The sequence below is a fragment of the Amycolatopsis orientalis DSM 40040 = KCTC 9412 genome (genome assembly GCF_000478275.1).
Classification (GTDB): Bacteria; Actinomycetota; Actinomycetes; order Mycobacteriales; family Pseudonocardiaceae; genus Amycolatopsis; species Amycolatopsis orientalis.
The window spans coordinates 63,623-88,741 of the sequence record NZ_ASJB01000083.1 but is presented as its reverse complement, the minus strand read 5'-3'; the positions used below and the strand labels follow the sequence as shown (position 1 = coordinate 88,741).

The following is a 25,119-nucleotide window of genomic DNA, read 5'->3' as shown; positions in this document are numbered from 1 at the left end:
CCGGCCCTCTCGCGGCACCTCCCGTGCGTCAGCGGCGCCGCCAGAGCGGCTTGCGGGTGTGGGTGTGTTCCAAGGGCGGCGCGATGTGATAGCCGGCGGACTGGGAGAGCCCGGCAAGCGTGCCTTCGACGTCCCGCAGAAACGCGTCGACGGCCGCCGGGTCGTAGCCTCGTTTCGAAAGCGGCGCTTTGGCGAACGCCACGTTGTGGACGTCCGAAACCGACAGGTCGTCTTCGCCGTCGAGGGTCGCCGCGACGCGTTCGAGGAAGGCGTCGACCGCGGGTTCGTGGTAACCACGGGCGCCGATGGGTGCCCGGTCGAACTGCCGGGTTCTCGCCTCGAACGCGGTGACGGGCACTAGCGCTCCTGGAGGAACTCGACGGGGCCGCGGTCCGGAACTGCGCGTTCGGCGGTCATCTGGTCCTCTTCACGGGCGCCAGGCACTCCGAGCACCTGCTGTCCGGTCCTGTGCGCGAGCTGCTCTTCGACCTTGTCGAGGAACGCGTCGACGTCGCGCTCGTCGTAGCCGCGCTTCCCGATCAAGGGACGCGAGAACATGACGTGATGGACCTCGGCCGCCGTCAGGTCGTCCCGGTCCGAGATGGTGTCCGCGATCCGCTGCAGGAACGCGTCGACCTCGTGTTTGGCGTACCCGCGCCGCCCGATCGGGGCGTTCGGGAAACTGGCGCCGGTGATGTCTTCGGCCGTAAACGACATGAAACTCTCTCCGGTTCGGTGGGGAATGCGATCTCCGCATTCCGTCCTAACGGGTTTGAGAGTTCCCCGGAAGAGCTCACGCTATTCCACGACTCGATCAGGGGCGTGGTGAAACGCCTTCGAGTGATGAGAGGTAACGCACCGCCACGTGAGCTGATTCACCCAGCGTGGAAGGTGTTCTGCGCCGCCGCGAGCCCCGTGCTGATAAGCGCTTCAACGGCGTCGGCGCAACGATCGATCTCGAAAGCGAGCTCCTTACGCTCGACCGTCGAGAAGTCCTTCAGCACGAAATCCGCCGGATCCTGTCGTCCCGGAGGACGTCCGACACCGAAACGGACGCGGTAGTAGTCCTTCGTGCCGAGAGATTTGGTGATCGAGCGGAGACCGTTGTGTCCGTTGTCGCCGCCGCCCAGCTTCATCTTGAGTGCACCGAAATCGACGTCGAGCTCGTCGTGGACGACCACGACACCGGCCGGCGGGATCTTGTAGAACCGGGCCACGCCCACGACAGGGCCGCCTGAGAGGTTCATGTACGAGCGCGGCTTGGCCAGAACCACACGCTGCCCGGCGAGCCTGCCTTCGAGGACCTCGGCACCGCTCTTGTGGGCTTTGAACTTGCCGCCGACGCGGCCGGCGAGTTCGTCGAGCACCATGAAGCCGACGTTGTGCCGGTTGCCTGCGTACTGGGGCCCGGGATTGCCGAGGCCGGCGAGCAGAATCTGCTCGCCGGCCCCGGGAAGTACTGCTTCGGTCACACGAGTGACTTTATTCGGCGGCCTCGGCGGGGGTCTCCTCCGCCTCGCCCTCGTCGCCCTCGAGGGCGGATTCGGACGGCGCCTCGTTCACGGCGACGACCAGGGCGTCCGGGTCGGTGACCAGGGAAGCGCCCTTCGGCAGGACGACGTCCGAGGCGTTGATCTGGGTGCCGGCGACGACGCCCTCGACCGAGACCTCGACCTGCTCGGGGATGTGCAGCGCCTCGACCTCGATCTGGATGGCGTCGAGGTCGGTGGTGACCAGGGTGCCCGGGCCGGGGGTGCCGGTGACGACGACGGGGATGTCGACGGTGACCTTCTCGCCGCGGATGACGACCAGCAGGTCGACGTGCTCGATGTAGTTCTTCAGCGGGTGGACGACGATGGTCTTCGTCAGCGCCAGCTCGCTCTTGCCCTCGAGGTCGAGGGTGATGACGGCGTTGCTGCCGTTCTCACGCACGACGCGGGCGAACTCGATGGCGGGCAGGGCGTAGTGGCGCGGGTCCGAGCCGTGCCCGTACAGCACCGCGGGGATCTTGCCGGCGCGACGCGTGCGGCGCGCGGCACCCTTGCCGAATTCGGTGCGGGGCTCGACGGACAGACGTACCTCGGACACGGTGTAGCACTCCTTCAATTCACCAACATGTTCAGCTAAAGCATGCTGAGGTGGGGATGGTTCGGGGCGGTTCTGGTGTTCGGCGGCGAATTCCACAGGCGTGCTCGACCGCGTGTGGCCACTCAAGCCGCCGCGTCGATCACGTCGGGCACCAGGTGCTCACGGAACCCGCCTCGCCGAGACCGGGAAAGTGTAGACCAACCGGTCGTGCGGGGGTCCCGCCGGGTGGCTCGTTCAGGTGACAAGTCGGTGACAGCTGCTTCGGGAACCCGCGGATGCGGTGGTGCGCGACCCCTTTTCTAAGGTGTGATCTCTTCGCACGCGAGACACAGGGGGCGAAATGCCGGCACGACGGTTGAGGATCGGCGCGGTCGCCGTCTTGTGCTGCCTCGTTGCCGGTTGCGACGTCGCGATCGACGGGGCGGCGGGGATCTCGCCGGCCGAGCAGCAGCGGGTGGACCGGCGCGCGGAGCAGCGCGGCGCCGTCGAGAGCGCGTTGAAGGCCCTCGAGCAGGCGCCTGCCGTTGTCTACAAGTCGACAATCAAGGACGCCGTCGGCAAACCCGCCGAATTGCAGTTCCGGATCACCCGCAACGGCAGCGCGCACGGTGCGCTGCCGGTCGATGGCCAGGCCATCAACGTGGTCGCGGCCGACAAGCAGTTGTACCTCTCGGCGACGCCGGAGTACTGGAAGGCGCACGGGCTGGGCAACAGCGACCAGTACGGCACCAACTGGGTCCGCACCGACAGCACCGACCTGCCGGTGAACGCCGTCGAGGTGCTCAACCCGCGTAAGGCCGCGTCGACACTTCGGACCGCGGTGTCCGCCATGAACCGGTTGACCGATCCGGTTCGGTCGAAGCTGCCCGACGGGACCGAGGTCTACGACGTCGGCAGCGGGCTCGGCGCGCTGCGGGTGACCACCGCGGCGCCGCACCGCGTGATCAGTTTCGCGCCTGCCCTCATCGACCCGGCGGGCGGCAAGACGCTCGGTGCCGAGATGCGGGTCGAGCCGCTCACGGGGGACGCGCTCAAAAAGCTCCAGGCCGATCTCGACGGCGCGATCGGCGGGGTCGGACAGCCATTCGACGCGCTCACCCAGGTCAGCGTCAGTGTGGTCAACGACAAACTCGACTGCACGGACTACGTCGGCACCTGCCGGGCGACCATCGACGTCGCCAACACCGTGATCGGCGACGCGAGGGGGACGCCCGTGCATCTGATGCTGACCGTCGAGTTCAGCGCCCAGTCCCTTGGGGCCCAGACCTGCACGGCGGACGCCAACGCGGCGCCGGACACCACGACGAGCATGACCTGCGAGGTCAAGTTCAGGCTGCCGAATCGGAACGCCAGCTACCAGGTCCAGGCGAAGCCGTCGGCCCGCGGTGAGGTCCGGGCTCCGGTCGACGTGAACGGAGTACGCGAAAAGCTCAAGTCCGAGTTCGCCGCGCTGGGCGGCTGACCTGCACACTCACCTCGGGGTGCGTTGCATACGTTGAAGTAGCCGATCTTGCGTTCTTAGCATCGGTGTCGACACCGATCTAAGGAGAAACGTGATGGCGAAGCTGGTCGTGTTCGGAGGAACCGGGTACGCGGGCGGGAAGATCACCGCCGAAGCGCGTGGCCGTGGGCATGAGGTGCTGGCGGTGTCGAGGAACGCCGCGGGCGAGGGGACCCGCCAGGGGTCGCTGTACGACGAGGCGTTCCTGGCTGAAGTCGCCAAGGGCGCCGACGTCCTGGTGATCGCGGTTCACGGGCAAACCGGTCTGCTGGACGCGGTGCCCTCGATCGCCCGGGTCGCGAAGGACAACGGCGCCCGGATCGGTGTGGTCGGCGGCGCCGGGAGCCTGCACGTGGCCGAGGGCGGCCCGCGGCTGATCGACACTCCCGAGTTCCCGGACGAGTACAAGGGCGAAGCGGGATCCCACGCCAAGGTGCTGGAAGCGTTCCGCGCGCTTCCCGAGGACATCGACTGGTTCTACCTCAGCCCGGCCGCCGAGTTCGGTGCGTGGGCCGAGGGCGAGCGGACCGGTGAATTCCGGCTCGGGAGCGACGTGCTCCTGACCGACGAAAACGGCGATTCGAAGATCAGCGGCGCCGACTACGCGATCGCCTTCGTCGACGAGATCGACAAGCCGGAGCGCCGCCGTCAGCGTTTCTGCGTCGCTTACTGACCGGACAGTTCCTTCACGATCGGCGCGAACACGTCCAGCATCGGTTCGAACACCGTGATGTAGGAGAAGCCGTACCTTTCGCGACGCTCCTGGAGCTGCCGGACGATCTCGCCGACGGTCCCGAACAGCAATTGCGGCGTTTCGAGCAGCCTGTCCACGTCGAGGCCGTCGTCGTCCTGGTCACGCCAGGACTCGGCGGCCGCGCGCCTGTCATCCGTGACGACGACTCGCTGGACGAGCATGTTCAGTTCGGGATCCCGGCCGTTCGCGTGTGAGCGGAAGAAGGCGACGCGTTCGTCCATGCGCTCGGCGTCGTCGAGACGGAACGTGCCCGGCGGTTTTCCCGGTGCTTGGCGAAGGCCCGCGAAGCCGGCGATGTCGGCCTCGCGGGCGGCGAGGGACAGGACGCCGTCGCTGTTGCCCGCGAGGAGCAGCGGCGGAGGCGTGACCCCTTCGCTCGCGAAGTGTTCGCGCAGGTGGCCGAGGCTCTCGGCGAGGTACTCGATGCGTTCTTTGGCGGGAATCCACGGCAGACCGGCTTCGTCGAATTCCGATTTCATATGCCCGGAGCCGAGCCCGAGATCCAGCCGGTCGCCGGTCATCTTCACCGTCGTCGCGACTTCGCGGGCGAAGAGCGCGAAGTTGTAGAAGGGCACGTTGGAGACGAGGGTGCCTACGCGCGGGCGCTGGGTCACCGCGGCCGCCATCGTCAACGCCGGGAAAGGTGCGTTCCGTCCTGGGCCGAGGTGGTCCGGCACGGAGATGACGTCGTAGCCGAGGGCCTCGATGCGGTGGCATTTCTTGACCCAGTCCGCGTGGTTTTCGGCGCCCCACAGGTTCACGCCGAACTTGAATTTCCCCATGAGCGGCAACCTAGCCATGCCGGGCGGTCCGGCGCTCCCGGTTTCGCGGGGGGCCGAAAACGAAGCAAGGGACCTTTGCTGTCACTCTCCGGGAGAGAGCGATAGCAAAGGTCCCTTGCTGCGTTCGGATCAGGCGTTGCCGTCGAAGAGGGACGTGACCGACCCGTCCTCGAAGACCTGCTGGATCGCCTGCGCCAGCAGCGGCGCGATGGACAGCACGGTCAGGCCCGGGAACCGCTTCTCCTCCGGGATCGGCAGCGTGTTGGTGACGATCACCTCGCGCGCCTTGCAGTTCGACAGCCGCTCGGTGGCGGGGTCGGACAGGATGCCGTGGGTCGAGGCGATGACGACGTCGGCGGCGCCCTCGTCTAGCAGGGCCTCGGTGGCCTTCACGATCGTGCCGCCGGTGTCGATCATGTCGTCGATCAGCACGCACAGCTGACCGCGGACCTTGCCGACGACGCGGTTCGCGACGGCCTGGTTCGGCTTGTCCGGGTCGCGGGTCTTGTGGATGAACGCGATCGGCCGGTCACCCAGCTGCGCCGCCCACTTCTCCGCGAGCCGCACGCGGCCCGAGTCCGGCGACACGACGGTGATGTTCTCGCCGTGGTAGGTCTTGTTGATGTGCGCGGCCAGCACGTTCTGCGCGAGCAGGTGGTCGACAGGGCCGTCGAAGAAGCCCTGGATCTGCGCGGTGTGCAGATCGACCGTCATGATCCGGTCGGCGCCCGCGGTCTTGAACAGGTCCGCGATCAGGCGCGCGGAGATCGGCTCGCGGCCCTTGTGCTTCTTGTCCTGCCGCGCGTACGGGTAGAACGGCATGATCACGGTGATCCGCTTGGCGCTCGCCCGCTTGAGGGCGTCCACCATGATCAGCTGCTCCATCACCCACTCGTTGATGGGCGCCGGGTGGCTCTGGATCACGAACGCGTCGGTCCCGCGCACCGATTCGTTGAACCGGACGAAGATCTCCCCGTTGGCGAAGTTGTGCGCGGTCTGCGGGACGACCGCCACGTTGAGGTGCTTGGCCACCTCCTCCGCGAGTTCCGGGTGCGCGCGCCCGGAAAAGAGCATCAGGTTCTTCTTCGGTGTGCCGGACTTCGAACTCATGCTGGCGACTCCCCGTCGTTTCCCTTATTTGAATCGGACACGGCGGTGGTGTCCTGCTTCGCGGCGGAAGCTGCTTCCGCCGCGGGTGTACCCGGCCTGCGCCGGGACACCCAGTCTTCGATGTTGCGCTGCGGCCCGGTCGACACGGCGAGCGCGCCCGGGGGCACGTCCTGCCTGATCACGGTGCCTGCCCCACTGTAAGCGCCATCGCCGATGGTCACCGGGGCGACGAACGTGTTGTCCGCGCCGAGCCGCACATGGGAGCCGATCGTGGTGTGGTGCTTGTTCACGCCGTCGTAGTTGACGAAGACGCTGGAACAACCGATGTTGCTGTTCTCGCCGATGGTCGCGTCGCCGACGTAGGTCAGGTGCGGAACCTTCGTCCCGGCGCCGATGTCCGCGTTCTTCGTCTCGACGAAGGCGCCGAGTTTGCCCTTGGTCCCCAGCTTCGAGCCGGGCCGCAGGTAGGTGAACGGGCCGACCTTCACGCCGTCGCCCAGTTCCGAATCCGAACCGTGGGTCCGCACCACGGACGCGCCCGCGCCGACGGAAACGTTCTCCAGCGTGCTGTCCGGGCCGATCTGGGCACCTTCGCCGACCGACGTCGAACCCTTCAACTGGACACCGGGTTCGATGACGACGTCGCGCGAGAGGGTCACGCCCGCGTCGATCCAGGTGCTCGACGGGTCGACGACGGTGACGCCCGCCCGCTGCCAGCCGCGGACGATCCGGCGGTTCAGTTCCGCACCGAGCACGGAGAGCTGCACGCGGTCGTTGACGCCTTCGGTCACCCACGGGTCGTCGATGACCAGCGCGCCGACACCCTTGCCGTCGCTGCGGGCGATGCCGAGGACATCGGTGAGGTAGAGCTCGCCCTGCGCGTTGTCGGTCGACAGCTTCGAGAGCCCGTCGACCAGCACCGAAGCGTCGAAGGCGTAGACGCCGGAGTTGATTTCGGCGATTTCGTGCTGTTCGGGGGTGGCGTCCTTCTGCTCGACGATCGAGGTGACGACGCCGTTCTCGTCCCGGATGATCCGGCCGTACCCCGTCGGGTCCGCGACGACCGCGGTCAGCACGGTGACGGCGTTACCGGTGGAGTTGTGCTCGGCGACCAGGGAACCGAGCGTTTCGGTGTCGAGCAGCGGGACGTCGCCGTAGCTGACGACGACGGTGCCGGTCAGTCCGTCCGGCAGCGCCGAGAGGGCGCACGAGACGGCGTGGCCGGTGCCCTTCTGCTCCTCTTGGACGGCGGTGACGACCTCGCGGCCAAGCGCCTCGCCGACCTCCGCGAGCCGCGCGCCGACCGAGTCGCGGCCGTGGCCGATGACCACGACCAGGTGTTCCGGGTTCAGCCCCGCGGCGGCCCGCACCGCGTGCTCGACCAGAGGACGGCCGGCGATCGGGTGCAGCACCTTCGGGGTGGACGAACGCATGCGGGTGCCCTCACCCGCGGCGAGGATCAACGTGCTCAGCGGGCCGGTCACGGCGCTCCCAACATTTCACCAACGGTGGTTGTCGGGCATTGATCCTACGTGGGGTGCTCGGCGTCCCACGCGGGGTCGGTCGGAGCATCCTCGCCGGGCCATCCGGTCACCGGATCGATGGCCATCGAGTTCACCGACGAAACCTGGTTCCCGCCGCCGCGTTTCGCCTGGTACATGGCCGCATCGGCGCGTGCCAGGACCTGCTCGGCCCGTTCTTGCGGGCGGAGCGAAACGAGGCCGACGGAGAGGGTGACGCCGTGCGAAAGATGGTGCGGCAGAGATGCGACGGCATTCACAGAACGACCCAGCGCCTGCTTCGCCGCCGAGGCCGGAGCCCCAGGTAGAAGCACGATGAACTCGTCACCGCCGTACCGGGCGACGACATCGTCGCCGCGCAGGGCGTCGCGCAGTGTGCTCGCGATGACACGGAGCACGTTGTCGCCCTCGGCGTGCGACTGCTTGTCGTTGACATCCTTGAAACCGTCGAGGTCGACCAGGGCGACCGCGAGCGGCTGGGCGTCCGCGGACGACGCCAGCGAACGCAGCTTTTCGTCGAGCGCGCGCCGGTTCGGCAGGCCGGTGAGCGGATCCTGCAGGGCCTGCTGGGTGATCGCGCCGTGCTCGGCGGACAGGCGTTCGTGTTCCCGGCGCGCGTTGAGCGTGGCGATCTGCGATTCCCGCAGCGACCACATCTCCGCTTCCAGGATGGTCGCGTAGTCGATCAGCGACTGGCTAGCGCCGGACGCGTAGTCGGGCGTGGTGTCGAGCCTGGCCAGCTCGCGGGCGAGGTTCAGGCGCATCGACGGCAGCGAGCCCTCTTCGTTGTCCTCGCGAACCTCTTTGAGCACCTGCAGCGCGTCTTCGCGGCGACCGGAGTTGTCCAGGCAGCGGGCCAGCGCGATGGCGATGATCTCGCGTTCGTGCGGGAAGACCAGTTCCGGATGCAGTAGCCCGTGCAGCCGTTCGATATGCGACGAATCGGGTGACGCCAGTGCGGCGGCCGCGGCGAGCACGCCGACCTGGTCGATCGCGGGCACCCCGGCCTTGCGCGGGAACAGCGACTCGGTGAACGGGCCTTCGGCGGCCTGCGCCATCGACGCCGCGGTGCGGAACTTGTCCGCTCCCTCGTCGTACCGCTCGATGCGTTCGAGCCGCAGGCCCCAGCCCAGCAGCATCTTGACCCGGTTGATCAGCTGGAGGGCGATCTCGTGCGGGCTCGCGCTGTCGCGGATCGCCTGCGCGGCGCGGGCGATGGCCTCTTCGGCCGCCTCGTAGACGCCCAGCTGGTTCAGCACCAGCCAGCAGTCGACCAGGGTCGTGGACAGCATCCGGTCCCAGTTGCGCCTGCCGACCTGGCGGTCCGGGACCGCGGAGTCGTCGAGGATGGCCAGCGCCCTGGCGATCTCGGTGAGGGCGGCGTCCTCCTGCTTGGCGATCACCAGACGACGACCGCGCATGGCGTGGGCATCGGCCCGCATCAGCGCGAGACCGTGCCGCCGGGTGTGCGCGAGCATCTCGTCGAGCCTGGGTTCGGCTTCGGCGGCGAGACCGCGGGTGACCAGCCTGGCCATCGCGGAGTACCGCAGCAACTGGGCTACCAGCAGGGGTTCGCCGCGGCGCTGCGTCTCGTCGAGGAGTTCGTCGAGGCTGGTGACGATGTCCAGTTGTTCGGTGAAGCCGACGCGCTGGATAGCCGCACCGAGTTCGCGCGCGCGACCGTAGAGCCAGGCGTCGGACATCTCCGCAAGCGCCGGCCGCCTGCTGGTCGTCGGGTCGATCGCGTCCTCGGTCAGCCGCACACACCCCCACCGTTGAAAACGCCGCTGGTCATCTGTTCGTCTGCTCCGCCGCCAGGATTCGAACCTGAACTGTCAGAACCAAAATCTGAAGTGCTGCCGATTACACTACGGCGGATCGATCCTGGTCAGGATAGCCATGCCGGAGACGCCCGCGCGCGCCCGGGGGTTACCTCACGGCCGCGGCCTCTCCCCAGGGGGCGAAACCTCCTGTACCGTAACTTACGGCATCGTAGGTAAGGACACCCTTAGGGTCACCTCAGGGCTGCACGGAGAAAAGAAGTGACTGCATGACGGCTACCCTCGACCGTTCCCAGACGCCCGCGAAGGGCCCCAAGCCGGTACTGGAAGGACATCGATCGAGCGGCGTGCAGCTCTCGGTCTACCTCGGGGTCATCTTCCCGCTCGCCGCGTTGCTCGCGGCCGTCCCGTTCGCCTGGGGCTGGGGACTGACGTGGGTCGACGTCGGCCTTTTCGTGGTCTTCTACGCGATCAGCGGACTCGGTATCACCGTCTCGTACCACCGCTACTTCACGCACGGCTCGTTCAAGGCCAAGCCGTGGCTGCGCGTCGCGATGGCGATCGCCGGCAGCATGGCCGTCCAGGGCCCCGTGATCACCTGGGTCGCCGACCACCGGCGCCACCACGCCTTCTCCGACCGCGACGGCGACCCGCATTCGCCGTGGCTGTTCGGGACGTCACCGGTCGCCATCGCCAAGGGTTTCTGGCACGCGCACATGGGCTGGCTGTTCGACCGCGACCAGACCAACGCGGAGCGTTTCGCGCCCGACCTGGTGAAGGATCCGGCCATCAAGAAGGTCGACGACCTGTTCTGGCTGTGGAGCCTGCTCACCCTGGTGCTGCCCGCGATCCTGGGCGGACTGATCACCTGGTCGTTCTGGGGCGCGGTGACCGCGTTCTTCTGGGCCGGGCTGGTGCGGGTCTGCGTGCTGCACCACGTGACCTGGTCGGTCAACTCGGTCTGCCACATGATCGGTGAGCGCCCGTTCGCCGCCCGTGACAAGTCGGCCAACTTCTGGCCGCTGGCGATCTTCTCCTTCGGCGAGTCGTGGCACAACCTGCACCACGCCGACCCGACCTCGGCCCGGCACGGCGTGCAGCGCGGCCAGATCGACATTTCCGCGCGGCTCATTTGGATCTTCGAGAAGTTCGGCTGGGCCTATGACGTGCGCTGGCCGACCCCGCAGCGCCTCGCGCGTATCGCCGCCGAAAGCAAATAGCGAGGTCGCGTTAGTCTTCTCGAATGGCGGGGAGACGGCGAAGCAAACGTGAAGCGGTCACCGGGGCGCGTCCTGTCGCCCCGGTGGCCCGGGTACGGATGACGGGGACAGAGCGCAGGCAGCAACTGCTCAACGTCGCCAGGGCCCTTTTCGCGGAGAAGGGTTTCGAGGGCACTTCCATCGAGGAGATCGCGCATCGCGCGAACGTCTCCAAACCGGTGGTGTACGAGCACTTCGGCGGCAAGGAAGGCATCTACGCGGTCGTCGTCGACCGCGAGACGCAACTGCTGCTCGACCGGATGGTCTCCACCCTCCACGGTGGACATCCGAGGGTGATGCTGGAGCAGGCGGCGATCGCGCTGCTCTCCTACGTCGAGGATTCGCACGACGGTTTCCGCATCCTCGTGCGGGATTCACCGGTGGCGAGTTCGACGGGCACGTTCTCCACGGTGCTGAACGACATCGCGAGCCAGGTCGAGCACATCCTCGCGCAGCAGTTCGCCGCGCGGGGCTACGACGAGAAGCTGGCCGCGCTGTACGCGCAGGCGCTCGTCGGGATGGTCGCGCTGACCGGGCAATGGTGGCTCGACGCCCGGAAACCGAAGCGGGACGAGGTCGCCGCGCATCTGGTCAACCTCGCCTGGAACGGTCTGTCCAATTTGGAGCACAAGCCCAAGCTGCGGCTGTACTGAGACGTCGGTGGCGCGGCTGTAACGTTTCCCGGGCGATGAGCGCTACGTCCCCCATAGAGATCATCTAACTGGGGGAACCACCGTGGAGAACTACCTCGCGCCCGCCGTCGAACCGATGGCGCCGAAGAAGAGAACCTGGCTCAAACCGGTCATCCGCTTGGGCATCTTCGGCGTCATCGCCCTGATCGCGTTCTTCGTCGCGAATCCGTTCACGGCGTCGAGCACCGAGGTCGGCGCTTGCCTCAAGGGCAGTGTCGACAACGCGGAAAGCGTCAAGAACACCGAATGCGGTACGCCGGACGCCAACTTCAAGGTCGTCGGCAAACAGGAGAACAAGTCGGAAATCGGACTCCGGATCTCGGGCGGATCCGAATGCGACGACTATCCGACGACGGACGCTTACTTCTTCCAGGGAAAGAAGGGCGCCACTGATGGCACCCTGCTCTGCCTGGAAGACCTGAAGAACCCGGGAGAGCGGGCGCCGGTCGTCGGTGACTGCCTTCCCGGGGACGCCGAGGAGGCGAAGAAGCTCGCGAAGGTCGACTGCGCCGGAGCCGGATACAAGGTGCTCGCGGTCGAGAAGAAGCCCGCTGTCGCGTTGAACGACGAGACCTGCGCGCAGGTGCCGTCCGCCGACGCGAAGCTCTCCTGGCGCAGGGCCGGTAGCGCGCTGGCGCAGGAGCGGGTGCTGTGCCTGGACGACCTCAAGAAGTAACGGTCGTCAGCGCAGGAGGCCGGTCTCCCGCAGGTGGTCGAAGATGATCTTGTCCACCGCGGAGACCCGGCCCCGGTCCTCATAGCCGAGCCACGCGACTTCGTCGATCTCGCTGCTGGCCGTGAGCGTTCCGGCGAATTCGGCGGTGTAGCAGGTCATCCGGACCACGACGCCCGTCGTATGCCCGTCGGCCTGCGCCTCGAAAACCCCGGCGGGCGCGATGCTCGACGGGGTGATCTCGACGGTCAGTTCCTCGCGGATCTCCCGGATCAGGGTTTCGGCGTCGCTTTCACCGGCTTCGCGTTTGCCGCCAGGCAGGTAGAACACGGACTTGCCGCGGGAGCGGGTGCTCAGGATCCGACCGTCCCGCAGGTGGAGCCACGCGATCTTGTCGATCATGGTTCAGCCCAGCGCCGCGGCGGTCTCGGCGGTCGTGAGCACTTCGCCCAGCCTCGGGAACACCTTCGTGATCGCGGATTCGTGGGAGATCACGGCGATCCCGGCCATCGCGTCCGAGACGGCGATGGTCTCGTAGCCGTGGTCGATCGCCGCGCGCAGTGTCGATTCGACGCCGTACTCCGTGGCGATCCCGCCGAGCACGAGTGTCTTCACGCCGAGCCGACGCAGGAGTTCGTCGAGTCCGGTGCGGTAGAACGCGCCGATCGTGTGCTTCGTGATCAGATGCTCGCCTTCGCGAGGCGTCAGCTCGGTGACCAGTTCGCTGCCGGGCGGCTGTTCGTCGACGCCCGGCCGGTGCGCCCGGACGTGGACGACCGGTGAACCGGCCGCGCTGAAGGCGTCTCGCAGCAGGACGGCGTTCGAGACGACTTCGGCGCCTTCGATCGGGACGGTTTCGAGCGCGACGATCCGCGTCTGGAGGTCGATCAGGACGAGCGCGGTCGTCGCCGGGTCGATCTTCGTCATGCGGGGAAGCCTAGTGTCCCTATGCTGGAGATATGGGGAAGCACAGGGAAGTCGTGGTCACCGGCGGTGGAACGGGAATCGGATACGCGGTCGCGGCGGCGTTCGCCGCGCAGGGCGACCGCGTCACGATCACCGGCCGCCGCGAACAGGTCCTCACCGAAGCCGCCACGTTGCTCGGCGCGAATCCGGTTCCGTTCGACGCCGCCGACCCGGACGCGGTGGAACGGGCGCTGTCGGATCTGCCGGAACGGGTCGACGTCCTGATCAACAACGCCGGCGGAAACACCGATTTCCAGACCGGGCCCGCCGATGATTTGAAGGCGTTCGCCGCGAACTGGCAGGCCAATCTGGACGCGAACGTGTTCAGTGCCGTCCTGGTCACCCGCGCCCTGCGGGACAGGCTCGCCGACGGCGCGCGGATCGTCACCATCGGTTCCATCGCCGCCCGCACCGGAGCCGGTTCCTACGGCGCCGCCAAGGCCGCGCTGGAGGCGTGGAACGCCGACGTGGCGAGGGAATTCGGGCCGCGCGGGATCATCGCGAACGTCGTCGCGCCCGGTCTCGTCGGGGATACCGAGTTCTTCCGTGGCAAGCTTTCCGACGAGCGCCGCGCGACGCTGATCGGCAACACGCTGACCAAACGCGCCGGTGAACCCGCCGACGTCGCCGAAGTGGTCGCGTTCCTGGCGAGCCCGGCCGCGCGGCATGTCACCGGCCAGGTCGTCCACGTCAACGGCGGCGCGTACCTCGGCCGCTAGGCACCCGGGGTGACTCGCAGCAGTTTGTCGTCTTCGCCTTCCGAGGTCGTGATGTAGAGGGAGCCGTCCGGGCCGCTGCGGACGGCACGCAGCCTGCCGAATTTGTCGTCGAACTCCGGCGGCAGCGTCACTTCGGTGACCTTGCCGGTGTCGTCGAGGCGGAACAGCAGCAGCTTCTGTCCCTTCAGCGCGGTCACGGCGAGCGAGCCTTCGAGCGCGCCCCACTGCGATCCGGAAAGGAACTCGGCGCCGCAGATCGCCTCGGTGATCTCACCGGTCGTCCACAAAGGACTGACGGCGTCCGGGAAGCGCTGCTTGTCGGTCATCGGGACGCTTTCGTCGTAACTGGTCTCGGTGCCGCCCTTCGACGGGTCCCAGCCGTAGTTCGCGCCGGCCCGTTCCAGATTGACCTCGTCGTCGATGGTCGGCCCGTGCTCGGCGGTGAACACCTGGCCGGAGCCCGGCCGGACCGTCACGCCCTGGACGTTGCGGTGCCCGTAGGTGAACAAGCGCTGTTCGTTCGGGTTCGCCGAGGTGATGAACGGGTTGTCCGGCAACGGATTCCCCGTCTTCGCGTCGACGCGCAGCACCTTGCCGCCGAGACTCGTGCGGTCCTGCGGGTGCTGAGGGCGGGCGGTGTCGCCGGTGCCGACGAGCAGGGCGCCGTCCGCGCCGAACGTGGGACGGCAGCCGGAGTGCCTACCGCTGGGGTTCAGCGGTAGTCCCGTCAGCAGGTCCTTGACCTTCGTGGCGCTCGCGCCGTCGTCGGAAAGCCGCCAGGTGACCAGGCGAATGTCGACGGGAGTGTCGCCTTCCTTGTGGGTCTGGCAGGTGATGAACTCGCGCGACGTCGCGAAGTCCTTGCTGATCACCATCCCCATCAGGCCGCCTTCGCCGCGCACGTGGACGTCGGAGAAGTCGGCCGCGACGTCGCGCTTCGTGCCCCCGTCGACCAGTGCCAGCTTCCCGGGTCGCTGGGTGACGAGGATCTTCCCGTCCGGCAGGAAGCCGACGTCCCAGCCGTGTTCGAGCCCGGCCGTCACCTGCTCGACCTTCAGTTTCGACACGGCGGGTTTCGAGGTGACCGGCGGTGCGCTCTGCACTGTTTCGCTCGACGCCCCGGAACAGGCCGTGACCAGCAAGGACAGGGAGGCGAACGCGACGACCGCGGTAGTGCGCATGGCATCAGCATGCCATCGCGCTCACCCGCCCGCGCGAACCAAACCGCTTTCGTAGGCGAACACGACGGCGTGGACCCGGTCGCGTAACGCGAGCTTCGCGAGGATCCGGCCGACGTGGGTCTTCACCGTCGTCTCCCCGATGTAGAGCTTCTCGGCGATTTCGCCGTTCGCCAGGCCGCGCGCGATGAGGGTCAGGACGTCGGTTTCGCGTTCGGTCAGTTTCTCCAGCCGCTTGCTTTCGGCACCGTCCCGGTCACCGCCCACGTAGCGGTCCAGCAGGCGTTTCGTGACCGAGGGGGAGACCATCGAATCCCCGCGAAGCACACCTCGGATCGCGACCAGGATTTCCTCGGCCGGAGCGTCCTTGACCAGGAACCCGCTCGCGCCGGCACGCAACGCGGCGTACGCGTATTCGTCGAGATCGAAGGTCGTGATCATCAGGACCCGGGTGTCCGGCAGCGACGCGCAGATCCGTTCCGTCGCCACGACGCCGTCGAGCACCGGCATCCGGACGTCCATCAGCACCAGATCCGGCCGCAGTCTCTGAGCCGCTTCGACCGCTTCGGCGCCGTTGGCGGCTTCGCCCACGACGGTCAGGTCCTCCTGGCTCGTCACGATCATGCCCATCCCGACCCGGACCAGTTCCTGGTCGTCGCAGATCAGCACCTTCACCGGTGTCGCCGTCATCCCGCCTCCACCACCAGGTTCGCGGCGACCCGGTAACCGCCGTCGCGGGTCGGCCCGGTGTCGAGCGTCCCGTGGAACATCTCGACGCGTTGCGCCATCCCCGCGAGCCCTCGCCCCGAGGACGGCAGCCGCGGTGCGAGCGGACCGGAACCCCCGGTGTTCGTCACCGCGATCCGGACGTCGCGGCGGCGCCCTTCGCGGCCGAAATCGATCTCGACGGTTCCGCTCGCGTCACCGGGCGCGTGTTTGATCATGTTCGTCAGTGCTTCCTGGACGATCCGGTACGCCTGGAGCGCGGCGCTGGGCGGGAGCCCGTCGGCGTCGCCGGTGACCCGGAGACCGACTTCGCGACCACTCGCGCTCACCTGGTCCACGAGATCGCGAAGCTCCGCGACGGCGGGTTGCGGGCTTCGGGCCGCTTCGCCCGCATGAAGGACTTCCAACAGCCGCCGCAGTTCGGCGAGCGCGTCCCGGCCCGCCTTGCCGATGGTGTCGAGTGTGCGGTCGACGGCGTCGGGATCCTTGTGTCGCATGAGTTTCGCGCCCTCGGCGTTGACGACGATGACACTCACGTTGTGCGCGAGGACATCGTGCAGTTCGCGGGCGATCCGGGTGCGTTCCTCGGCGACGGCCGCCCTCGCGCGGGCGTCCTGCTCCGACGCGGCCAGTTCCTCCTTGACCGCTTCCTCGTCCGAAAGCCGTTGGCGCGCACGGAAGAACTCACCGAGCGCCCACGCGGCGACGTGCAGCGGGATCGTCGCGACGATGGAGATCTCCGGCCCCTGGTCCGTGGTGGTCCCCCAGGTGAGGCCCCACGTGATGTCGAGGGTGAGGATGGCGACGGCGGTCACCGCGGCGAACCGCCGGTTCCCGGCACGGACCAGCGTGTACAGCGCGACGGCCATCGCCAGTTCGCCGCGGCCGCGGTCGTAGGCCCAGATCTCCACGAGGCTCTGCACGGCGACGCCGGCGACGATCAGCACCGCGGCGATCTCGGGATGACGGCGCCGCCAGAGGAGCGGCACCACGAAGAGATACGGCACCAGCAGGACCGCTTTGGGGACCGACGACGAGCCTGTCGGCGCGAGGAAGACGAACCACGCGAAGAGCGGCAGATCGGTCACCCACGGGTGGGCGCGGATCCGGTCGAGCAGCCTGGGCACGTCCCGAAGGTAACCCCGTCCCGCACCGGAGCGCGTCGTCCTGGAGTACTCCCCGGGTCCTCCCGCGGGAGGACGGATCCGGCCGCCGCGGCCGACGACGGGCTACGGAAACCGTTCCTAACGTCATGATCATGTCGATAACCAGGGAATTCCTCCGGAACCCCGTGCTGACCGGAGCCGTCGCGGCCAGTTCGCCGAAACTCGCCGAAGCCATGACGGCCGGGCTCGGGCTGGAGAGCGCGGGGCTCGTCGTCGAACTGGGGCCGGGGACGGGAGTGTTCACCGACGCCGTCGTCCGGCGGCTTCCGCCGGGTGCCCGGCTGGTCGCGATCGAGATCAATCCCCGGCTCGCCGCCGGGCTCCGGGCGCGGCATCAGGACGTCGAGATCGTCGAAGGTTCCGCGGAGGATTTGGACGAGTACGTCCGCGAAGCCGCCGACGTCGTGGTTTCCGGTCTGCCGTGGACGGTCATGTCCGCCGAGCGCCAGGAACGGATCCTCGACCGGGTGACCGAGATCCTGGTCCCGAACGGACGATTCACGACCTTCGCCTACGCGCACGCGGCCTGGACGCCGCCCGGCAGGAGGTTTGCCGCCGCGCTGCGGGAACGGTTCGCCGTGACCGGGCGGACGCCGATCGTCTGGCCGAACCTGCCGCCCGCCTTCGTGCACCGCGCGGCACTGCCGGTCAGCGCGTCAGGATCTCGGCCGTCTCGGCGTCGGCGGGCAGGAACGTCTCCAGTTTCAGCTCGGACACGGTGACGTCGGCGGCGGTCGCGAACGTGGTGATGGCCGTGATCAGCCGCAGTTCACCCGCCGAAGTGGACAGGCGCATCGGGACGGCGAACCCGAGGTGATCCGGGCCGGGCGGTCCGGGCGCCGGAACGTATCCCTCGAGTTCGGTCAGCAGCGCCGCGAGCCGCTCGTCGGGAGCGTGCGCGATCTCCTGCGTCAGCCGCTCCAGGATGTGCCGGGCCCAATCCGCGAGGTTGCGCACGCGCGGCGCCATCCCCTTCGGATGCAGCGCGAGCCGCAAGGTGTTGACCGGTTCTTCCAGCAACTCCGGTGCCACGTCTTCGAAGAGCAGGTCGAGCGCGTCGTTGCGGGCGACGAGCACGCCGTAGCGGTCGACCACGATGGCCGGATACGGCCGGTGCCCGTCGAGCAGCCGCCGCATGCCGTCGAGGACCGGCTTCAACCCGGGATCGTCCAGTTTCGTTTCGGGGAATCCCGGCGCGAACCCGGCCGCGAGCAGCAGCCCGTTGCGTTCCCGGAGCGGGAGTTCGAGTGATTCGGCGACGCGCAACACCAGGCCGCGGCCGGGGATCGACCGGCCGCCTTCGAGGAAACTCACGTGCCGCTGGGTGGTTCCGGCGCGGAGCGCCAGTTCCAGCTGGGACAGCCGCCGCCGCTCACGCCAGCCCCGCAGCGCGGGGCCGAATCCGGAAACCATGGTCGTCATCTTGGCCGAGACGCCGGCGCCGCCGCCATTCCCTCGAAGGAATTGAAGCCATTCCCCGCCGCGGAGATGCTCCCGGTATGAAATTCGGTCTGGTCGTCCCCACTTATCGGTCCATCCTCGACGCCGGGCGCACCGCGCCGGAAATGATCGCCATCGCGGTCGAAGCCGAACGCCTCGGCCTCGATTCGGTCTGGGTCGGCGACACCCTCGCGAAGGCGCCCATCGACCCGCTGACGTTGCTCGGCGCGTTCGCCGCCAGAACCGAGCGGGTCACCCTCGGTACCGCCGCCCTGCTCCCGGCCCTGCGGGATCCGCTCCTGTCCGCGAACGCGATCCTTTCCCTCGACCTGATCAGCCAGGGCCGGATCACGCTGGCGGTCGGCGCGGGTTTCGCGGGCCGCAGCGAACCCGAGTTCGCCTTCACCCGCGTGCCGTGGGAACGCCGCCGCGCGCGGCTCGACGACATCGTCGCGCTGTGGCGGCATGTCTGGGCCGGGAACAGCGGTCCGTTCCACGGCGAAGTCCTGCACTACGACACCCTTCCGGAGTACCCGGCGCCGCACCGTCCCGGTGGCCCGCCGGTGTGGCTGGCCGCGTTCACCCCGGGCGCGCTGGAACGCGCGGGACGGCTTTACGACGGCTGGCTGCCGTATCCGCCCGACGTCGCGGACTACTCCGGCGGACTCGCGAAGATCCGCGAAACCGCCGTACGGCCGGTGACACCCGCGTTGTTCGCGACGGTCCTCATCGAGGACGACCCGATCCGGGCACGGGAACGGCTGGAGGATTACGTGCGGCGGAATTACGGCGTCCCGCTGGACTTCGTCGAGAAGATCCAGGTGCTGATCGCGGGCAGCCCCGCGCAGGTCGCCGACAGGTTGCGCGAATACCAGGACGCGGGGGCCGAACACGTGCTGATCCGCATCGCCACGCAGGAACCGGCCGAGTTCGACGAGCAGCTCCCGAAGGTCGTCGACGCCCTGCCCAGGTAATCGCGCGGCGAACTGTCGGTGCCCCCACGTAGGCTGGGACGGTGACAAACGCTCCATTGTCCGGACTCCTTCATGCCATCCTTCCCGATCCGGCCCTTCGCGGGGTCGTCGAGCGGGCCGGCGCCCCGTTGCTCGAGCTGCAGGGCGCGGTAGCGACCCGCCAGCTGGTCGCGGCCGCCCTCGCCGCGGACGAGGGCGCCGGCCGCCCCGTGCTCGCGGTGACAGCCACCGGCCGCGAGGCCGACGAACTGACCGCTTCACTTAAGTCGTTCCTCGGCGAAGAAGCCGTCGCCGACTTCCCGTCCTGGGAGACGCTGCCGCACGAGCGGCTGTCCCCGCGGGCGGACACCGTCGGACGGCGGCTGGAGGTGCTGCACCGGCTCAAGACCGGCGCCGACAGCCTGCGCGTCGTCGTCGCGACGGTCCGCAGCCTCATCCAGCCGATGGCGCCCGGCCTCGGTTCACTCGCGCCGATCGACCTGGTCGTCGGCGAGGAGCAGGGTTTCGAAGAGCTGCTGGAGCGGCTGGTCGAGCTGGCCTACACGCGGGTGGACATGGTCGAGAAGCGCGGCGAGTTCGCCGTGCGCGGCGGCATCCTCGACCTGTTCGGGCCGACGGCGCAGCATCCGGTGCGGGTGGAGTTCTGGGGCGACGAGGTCAGCGAGATCCGCGCGTTCGCGGTCTCCGACCAGCGGTCACTGCCGGGGGAGATCCAGCACGTCAGCGCCCCGCCGTGCCGTGAGCTGCTGCTCACCGAGCCGGTGCGGGCGAAGGCGGCCGAGCTGGCGACGACGTACGAGGCGGACGCGCAGCTCACCGAGATGCTCACGAAGCTGTCCGGCGGGATCCCCGTCGAGGGGATGGAGGCGCTCATCCCCGTGCTGTGCGAGGGCGAGCTGGACCTGCTGACCGACGCGATGCCCGAGGGCACGCACGTCCTGCTGGCCGATCCGGAGAAGATCCGCGCCCGCGCGGCCGACCTGGTCCGCACCGGGCAGGAGTTCCTCGAAGCGTCCTGGACCACGGCGGCCGCGGGCGGTCAGGCACCGATCGATCTCGGCGCTTCCGCGTACCAGGACCTCGCGGAGATCGCGAAGCACGCTCAGGAGACGAAGCGCCCCTGGTGGACGCTGACGCAGCTGGCCAGCGACGATCCCGACGTCTACCGCGTCTCGGTCGAGGCCGCGCCGAACTACCGCGGCGAGGTCGAGCGCGCGACGACCGATCTGCGCGCGCATACGGCCGCGGGCGGGACGGCCGTGCTCGTCGTCGCCGGGCACGGCACCGCGGCACGCGCGGTCGAGCAGCTGTCGGCGGGCGAGGTGCCCGCGTCGCTCGCGGAAGGCATCACCGGTCCGCTGACAGCGGGCGTCGTCACGGTGACGTGCGGCGGTCTCTCGGACGGCTTCGTGTCGCCGGAGCGCGCGCTGGTCGTCCTGTCCGAGTCGGATCTGACCGGCCGGGGTTCCGGCGCCGGGACGTCCACAAAGGACTTCAGCACCAAGATGCCGTCGCGGCGCCGCAACGCCGTCGACCCGCTGGCGCTCAAGACGGGCGACTACGTCGTGCACGACCAGCACGGCATCGGGCGGTTCGTCGAGATGGTGCAGCGCACCGTCGCCGGCGCGACCCGCGAATACCTGTTGCTGGAGTACGCCTCCTCCAAACGCGGACATCCCGGCGACCGGCTGTTCGTGCCGACCGACCAGCTCGACGAGGTCTCCCGCTACGTCGGCGGCGAGCTGCCGACGCTGAACAAACTCGGTGGGTCCGACTGGAAGAACACCAAGGCCAAGGCGAAGAAGGCGGTCAAGGAGATCGCGGCCGAACTGGTGCAGCTCTACGCCGCGCGGCAGGCGGCGCCCGGGCACGCGTTCGGGCAGGACACCCCGTGGCAGAGCGAACTCGAGGACGCCTTCCCGTTCACCGAGACCAACGATCAGCTCGCCGCGATCGACGAGGTCAAGGCGGATATGGAACGCGGGGTCCCGATGGACCGCGTCATCTGCGGCGACGTCGGCTACGGCAAGACCGAGATCGCGGTGCGCGCGGCGTTCAAGGCGGTGCAGGACGGTAAGCAGGTCGCGGTGCTGGTGCCCACGACACTGCTCGCGCAGCAGCACCTCAACACCTTCACCGAACGGATGAGTTCGTTCCCGGTGAAGATCAGGGGCCTCTCGCGGTTCACGAACAAGACCGAGTCCGACGCGATTCTCGAGCAGCTGTCCTCGGGCGACGTCGACATCGTGATCGGCACGCACCGCCTGCTGCAGACCGGGATCCGGTACAAGGACCTCGGCCTGGTGATCGTCGACGAGGAGCAGCGGTTCGGCGTCGAGCACAAGGAGCACATCAAGGCGCTGCGGACCCACGTCGACGTCCTGACGATGTCGGCGACCCCGATCCCGCGGACACTGGAGATGTCGCTCGCCGGGATCCGCGAGATGTCCACGATCCTGACCCCGCCCGAGGACAGGCACCCGATCCTCACCTACGTCGGCGCGTACGACGACAAGCAGGTCGGTGCGGCGATCCGGCGCGAACTGCTGCGCGACGGCCAGGTCTTCTACGTGCACAACAGGGTTTCCTCGATCGAGAAGGCCGCGAAGCGCATTCGCGAGCTGGTGCCGGAGGCGCGTGTCGTCACCGCGCACGGGCAGATGAACGAGGACAAGCTCGAGAAGATCATCCAGGGTTTCTGGGAGAACGAGTACGACGTGCTCGTCTGCACCACGATCGTCGAGACCGGGCTGGACATCTCGAACGCCAACACGCTGCTGGTGGAACGCGGTGACCTGCTCGGCCTGGCGCAGCTGCACCAGCTGCGCGGCCGGGTCGGGCGCGGACGCGAGCGCGGGTACGCGTACTTCCTGTACCCGCCGGAGGCCCCGCTCACCGAGACGGCGCACGACCGGCTGGCGACCATCGCGCAGAACACCGAACTCGGCGCGGGGATGGCCGTCGCGATGAAGGACCTGGAGATCCGCGGCGCGGGCAACATCCTCGGCGCCGAGCAGTCCGGGCATATCGCGGGCGTCGGTTTCGATCTGTACGTGCGGCTCGTCGGCGAAGCGGTCGACGCGTTCCGGCGGCACGCGGGCGCGGACACGGCGGAGGAGGAAGAGCTGGCCGACGTGCGGGTCGACCTCCCGGTGGACGCGCACATCCCGCACGACTACGTCCCGGGGGAGCGACTGCGGCTGGAGGCGTACCGCAAGATCGCGGCCGCGCCCGACCAGGCCGGGCTCGACGCGGTGCGCGAAGAACTCGTCGACCGCTACGGCCAGCCGCCCGCCCCGGTGCGGCGGCTGCTCGCGGTCGCCACGTTCCGGCACACCTGCCGCGCGGCGGGGGTCACCGAGGTCGCCGTCCAGGGTTCCTCGATCCGGTTCGCGCCGCTGGAGTTGGCGGATTCGCAGCTGGTGCGGCTGAAGCGCTTGTATCCCAAGGCTCTCTACAAGGCGGTGACGAACACGGTTTCGGTGCCGAAGCCGACCGAGGGCGCGGCCGGTGGCCGCATCGGCGCGCCCGCGTTGCGGGACGAGGAACTGCTGGACTGGTGCGCGAAACTGCTGACGAATCTGATGAAGTCGCCGGCGCCCGTCGCGTGACGGGACCGAATCGCGACTCACGACCTGGTTCTCACACCGGGGCCGGTATGAGAGGGTATGCGCTGTGATGCGGATCATGGGGCGCCGTCGCGCGCTGGTCGGGGTTCTTGCCGGTTCTCTCCTTCTCGCCGGATGCAACGCCGGACCGGGGCAGGTCGGTGCGGCGGTGATCATCGACGGCAAGTCCGTTTCGGTGGATCGCGTGCAGCAGATGATCGACAAGGCCGTCCGTGAGCACCCGTACGGGCAGCAGCTCGCCAAGGAGCACAAGCTCGATCTGGTCGGCCGCGAGATCGTGCGCCAGGAGATCCTCCACGAGCTGACCGGACGCGCCGCCCAGCGCGAGGGCATCCGGGTCGACGAGTCCCTCGTCGTGTCCGCGTTGCAGAACGACCCGCTGGCGAAGCCGATGGAGGCCAAGCCGCAGGACGACCCCGCGATCAGCGTCCAGCAGCTCGTCGCGCGCGTGCGGGATCACCGCGACGCCCTGATCGACGCCGCGCTGCAGACGCAGCTCGCGATGAAGTACCTGGACAAGCTCACCGTCACGTTCGATTTCAGCTCGGTCTCCTCGACCGACGCCACCGGCGGCGACGCGGACAAGCTGCGCGAGCAGGCGATCGAGAAGGCGCAGCGGTTCGCCGCGTCGCCGAACGCGGCCGCCGAGCTGATCGAGCAGGACCAGAAGACGACCGACACGCAGGCGGGCGTCGGCCAGAAGCTGCCGGCGATGCAGTCGCCCGCGACCGCGGCCACCGTCCTGTTCGGTATCCAGCCCAACACCGTCGCCGCGTTCCAGCCGACTCCGCAGCAGCCGCTGTGGGTCGTCGTCGTGATGCGTGAGCGGACCGCCGACAAGCCGGTCGCGTCGGATCAGGCTGCCCAGCCCAGTGCCCAGCAGCTGGCAGGCGTCGGTGTCCGGCTCCTCCAGCCGTACCTCGAGCAGGCCGACCTCAAGGTGAACCCGCGCTACGGCGTGTGGGATGTTGTGGGTATGGACCTCGCGCCCAACGAAGCTTCGAAGAAGGGCGTCGTGCTGCCTGTGCACGGTGCCACCCCGCAACAACGGTGAGCACTGCCGTCGTCGTGGTCGCCCGCGGGGCGACCCTGCCCGCCGCGGCACTCCCGATCCTGCGAAGCAGCGACGCCGTCTATGCGGCATCGGATGTCGATCCCGCCGTTTTCGGCGTTCCCCCGCTCGGTGACGCACAGGTGCGCGACCTCGTGCTCATCGCCGGTTCGCGAAGGGAACCGAAGGCCGCGGCGTTGATCAGGGCGGGCGCGCGGGTGTTCGAAGCGCCCGTGCCGCCGCTGGTCGAGGCCGCCGAGGTGATGGACCGCCTCCGCTCGCCGGGTGGATGCCCGTGGGACGCGGTCCAGACGCACGAGTCGCTGCGCCAGTACCTGGTCGAGGAGACCTACGAGCTGCTCGACGCGATCGAGGAGGGCGACCGCGCGGCCCTGCGCGAGGAACTCGGCGACGTCCTGCTCCAGGTGCTGTTCCACGCACGGGTCGCCGCCGAGGACGCGGGTGACCCGTTCGGGATCGATGAGGTCGCCTCCGACCTGGTCGCGAAACTCGTCGGACGGCATCCCCACGTCTTCACCGACGCCCCGCGAGTCGAGACCGTCGACCACCAGAACCTCAAATGGGAAGAACTGAAACAGGCCGAGAAGAGCCGTCAGTCCATTGTGGACGGCGTCGCGCTCGGGCAGCCCGCCGTGGCGCTGGCCGGGAAGCTCGGGCAGCGCAGCGGCCGGGCCGGGATCCCGCTCGACCTGTTCCCCGACGGTTCCGAAGCGGCGGCCCAGTTGTTCCGGGTGGCGGCGACCGCTCGTCGCGCGGGGATCGATCCCGAAGGCGAACTCCGCGCCGTCGCGAAGCGGTTCGCCCACGACATCCGCGACGCCGAGCAGGCCGCTCGCGACGCCGGTCTCGAACCGACGACGCTCGAAGCCGACGGCTGGCGCAAGTTCTGGCCCTAGGGCGTTTTCGCGAGTTCTATTTGAGAGGTAAGGCAAACGTGGCGTGATCGACTCGATGGCGTGAAGGTCCCCTTGCCTACCCTCAAGGTAGCGAAGGAGGCCTTCACTACTTGGCGACCTACGTGGGACTCTCTCACGAGACCGGGACCTGTCCACAAAGGGGAGTTTTCGGCGACTCGGCGTCCGGTTGATG

The 25,119-nt window shown here is 68.5% G+C and carries 25 protein-coding genes and 1 tRNA gene; 11 read left to right on the top strand and 15 right to left on the bottom strand.

Going from position 1 to position 25,119, the window contains the following annotated elements:
* Positions 1–28 precede the first annotated feature (28 nt).
* The 4 genes from L324_RS31570 to L324_RS31555 form a co-directional block, all read right to left on the bottom strand.
* Positions 29–358, bottom strand: a complete 330-nt coding sequence (locus L324_RS31570) for a DivIVA domain-containing protein (protein WP_037317355.1) — start codon at positions 356–358, stop codon at positions 29–31.
* Positions 358–717: a DivIVA domain-containing protein gene (locus L324_RS31565; RefSeq protein ID WP_037317352.1), complete on the bottom strand. Its 360-nt coding sequence runs from the start codon at positions 715–717 to the stop codon at positions 358–360. The genes L324_RS31570 and L324_RS31565 overlap by 1 nt, the downstream gene beginning before the upstream one ends.
* A gap of 158 nt (positions 718–875) precedes the next feature.
* Positions 876–1,472 (bottom strand): aminoacyl-tRNA hydrolase, encoded by a 597-nt coding sequence (gene pth, locus L324_RS31560; protein ID WP_037317348.1) that lies wholly within the window; start codon positions 1,470–1,472, stop codon positions 876–878.
* 10 nt (positions 1,473–1,482) lie between these two features.
* Complete coding sequence (locus L324_RS31555; RefSeq protein ID WP_037318736.1) at positions 1,483–2,088, bottom strand: 50S ribosomal protein L25/general stress protein Ctc; 606 nt, start codon at positions 2,086–2,088, stop codon at positions 1,483–1,485.
* 340 nt (positions 2,089–2,428) lie between these two features.
* Here L324_RS31555 and L324_RS31550 point away from each other — a divergent pair, with 340 nt between their 5' ends.
* The gene (locus L324_RS31550; protein ID WP_081736533.1) at positions 2,429–3,550 is read left to right on the top strand and encodes a hypothetical protein; all 1,122 of its coding nucleotides are present in this window, start codon (positions 2,429–2,431) and stop codon (positions 3,548–3,550) included.
* A 94-nt stretch (positions 3,551–3,644) separates the two neighbouring features.
* On the top strand, positions 3,645–4,262 hold the full coding sequence (locus L324_RS31545; protein ID WP_037317345.1) for an NAD(P)-dependent oxidoreductase: 618 nt from the start codon (positions 3,645–3,647) through the stop codon (positions 4,260–4,262).
* Here the strand turns inward: L324_RS31545 and L324_RS31540 are convergent.
* The 5 genes from L324_RS31540 to L324_RS31520 all read right to left on the bottom strand — a co-directional run bounded on the left by L324_RS31540 (position 4,256) and on the right by L324_RS31520 (position 9,633).
* Positions 4,256–5,125, bottom strand: coding sequence for a TIGR03621 family F420-dependent LLM class oxidoreductase (locus L324_RS31540; RefSeq protein ID WP_037317342.1), 870 nt, complete (start codon positions 5,123–5,125; stop codon positions 4,256–4,258). The genes L324_RS31545 and L324_RS31540 overlap by 7 nt on opposite strands.
* 129 nt (positions 5,126–5,254) lie before the next feature.
* A complete protein-coding gene (locus L324_RS31535) occupies positions 5,255–6,235 on the bottom strand; it encodes a ribose-phosphate diphosphokinase (RefSeq protein WP_037317339.1) in 981 nt (326 codons plus the stop codon).
* Positions 6,232–7,719 carry a bifunctional UDP-N-acetylglucosamine diphosphorylase/glucosamine-1-phosphate N-acetyltransferase GlmU gene (glmU, locus tag L324_RS31530; protein WP_037317336.1) on the bottom strand — a complete coding sequence of 496 codons (1,488 nt, stop codon included), beginning with the start codon at positions 7,717–7,719 and terminating at the stop codon, positions 6,232–6,234. Before glmU ends, L324_RS31535 begins: the two co-directional genes overlap by 4 nt.
* A gap of 44 nt (positions 7,720–7,763) precedes the next feature.
* Positions 7,764–9,518, bottom strand: a complete 1,755-nt coding sequence (locus L324_RS31525; protein WP_037317332.1) for a GGDEF domain-containing protein — start codon at positions 9,516–9,518, stop codon at positions 7,764–7,766.
* A 43-nt stretch (positions 9,519–9,561) separates the two neighbouring features.
* A tRNA-Gln gene (locus L324_RS31520) sits at positions 9,562–9,633 on the bottom strand.
* A gap of 172 nt (positions 9,634–9,805) precedes the next feature.
* Between L324_RS31520 and L324_RS31515 the strand changes: the two genes are divergently transcribed.
* From L324_RS31515 to L324_RS31505, 3 genes are all read left to right on the top strand, one after another.
* Positions 9,806–10,756: an acyl-CoA desaturase gene (locus L324_RS31515; RefSeq protein WP_037317330.1), complete on the top strand. Its 951-nt coding sequence runs from the start codon at positions 9,806–9,808 to the stop codon at positions 10,754–10,756.
* Positions 10,757–10,854: 98 nt separating this feature from the next.
* Entirely contained in the window at positions 10,855–11,448 is a 594-nt protein-coding gene (locus L324_RS31510; protein ID WP_037318732.1) for a TetR/AcrR family transcriptional regulator, read from the top strand.
* An 82-nt stretch (positions 11,449–11,530) separates the two neighbouring features.
* Complete coding sequence (locus tag L324_RS31505) at positions 11,531–12,163, top strand: LppU/SCO3897 family protein (RefSeq protein ID WP_037317327.1); 633 nt, start codon at positions 11,531–11,533, stop codon at positions 12,161–12,163.
* A 6-nt stretch (positions 12,164–12,169) separates the two neighbouring features.
* On the opposite strand, the gene L324_RS31500 is transcribed toward L324_RS31505, so the two are convergent.
* On the bottom strand, positions 12,170–12,562 hold the full coding sequence (locus tag L324_RS31500) for an NUDIX hydrolase (protein WP_037317325.1): 393 nt from the start codon (positions 12,560–12,562) through the stop codon (positions 12,170–12,172).
* Positions 12,563–12,565: 3 nt separating this feature from the next.
* On the bottom strand, positions 12,566–13,087 hold the full coding sequence (locus tag L324_RS31495; RefSeq protein ID WP_037317323.1) for an isochorismatase family protein: 522 nt from the start codon (positions 13,085–13,087) through the stop codon (positions 12,566–12,568).
* Between the two features lie 32 nt (positions 13,088–13,119).
* Between L324_RS31495 and L324_RS31490 the strand changes: the two genes are divergently transcribed.
* Entirely contained in the window at positions 13,120–13,845 is a 726-nt protein-coding gene (locus tag L324_RS31490) for an SDR family NAD(P)-dependent oxidoreductase (RefSeq protein WP_037317321.1), read from the top strand.
* Here L324_RS31490 and L324_RS31485 read toward each other — a convergent pair.
* From L324_RS31485 to L324_RS31475, 3 genes are read right to left on the bottom strand one after another with little or no spacing between them, the layout of a single operon-like run.
* Positions 13,842–15,026, bottom strand: a complete 1,185-nt coding sequence (locus L324_RS31485) for a PQQ-dependent sugar dehydrogenase (protein WP_037317319.1) — start codon at positions 15,024–15,026, stop codon at positions 13,842–13,844. The genes L324_RS31490 and L324_RS31485 overlap by 4 nt on opposite strands.
* A 21-nt stretch (positions 15,027–15,047) precedes the next feature.
* Positions 15,048–15,713: a response regulator gene (locus tag L324_RS31480; RefSeq protein ID WP_037317317.1), complete on the bottom strand. Its 666-nt coding sequence runs from the start codon at positions 15,711–15,713 to the stop codon at positions 15,048–15,050.
* Entirely contained in the window at positions 15,710–16,876 is a 1,167-nt protein-coding gene (locus tag L324_RS31475) for a sensor histidine kinase (protein WP_037317316.1), read from the bottom strand. Before L324_RS31475 ends, L324_RS31480 begins: the two co-directional genes overlap by 4 nt.
* Positions 16,877–17,007: 131 nt before the next feature.
* Between L324_RS31475 and L324_RS31470 the strand changes: the two genes are divergently transcribed.
* A complete protein-coding gene (locus L324_RS31470) occupies positions 17,008–17,637 on the top strand; it encodes a class I SAM-dependent methyltransferase (RefSeq protein WP_037318730.1) in 630 nt (209 codons plus the stop codon).
* Here L324_RS31470 and L324_RS31465 read toward each other — a convergent pair.
* Entirely contained in the window at positions 17,564–18,328 is a 765-nt protein-coding gene (locus L324_RS31465) for a helix-turn-helix transcriptional regulator (protein WP_037318728.1), read from the bottom strand. The two genes, L324_RS31470 and L324_RS31465, sit on opposite strands and share 74 nt — an antisense overlap.
* Positions 18,329–18,414: 86 nt before the next feature.
* Here L324_RS31465 and L324_RS31460 point away from each other — a divergent pair, with 86 nt between their 5' ends.
* The 4 genes from L324_RS31460 (at position 18,415) to L324_RS31445 (ending at position 24,926) form a co-directional block, all read left to right on the top strand.
* On the top strand, positions 18,415–19,329 hold the full coding sequence (locus L324_RS31460; protein WP_037317313.1) for an LLM class flavin-dependent oxidoreductase: 915 nt from the start codon (positions 18,415–18,417) through the stop codon (positions 19,327–19,329).
* 56 nt (positions 19,330–19,385) lie between these two features.
* Positions 19,386–22,940 (top strand): transcription-repair coupling factor, encoded by a 3,555-nt coding sequence (gene mfd, locus L324_RS31455; protein ID WP_037317310.1) that lies wholly within the window; start codon positions 19,386–19,388, stop codon positions 22,938–22,940.
* Positions 22,941–23,007: 67 nt separating this feature from the next.
* Positions 23,008–24,012 carry a hypothetical protein gene (locus L324_RS31450; RefSeq protein WP_037317307.1) on the top strand — a complete coding sequence of 335 codons (1,005 nt, stop codon included), beginning with the start codon at positions 23,008–23,010 and terminating at the stop codon, positions 24,010–24,012.
* Positions 24,009–24,926, top strand: a complete 918-nt coding sequence (locus tag L324_RS31445; protein ID WP_037317304.1) for a nucleoside triphosphate pyrophosphohydrolase — start codon at positions 24,009–24,011, stop codon at positions 24,924–24,926. The genes L324_RS31450 and L324_RS31445 overlap by 4 nt, the downstream gene beginning before the upstream one ends.
* Positions 24,927–25,119 lie beyond the last annotated feature (193 nt).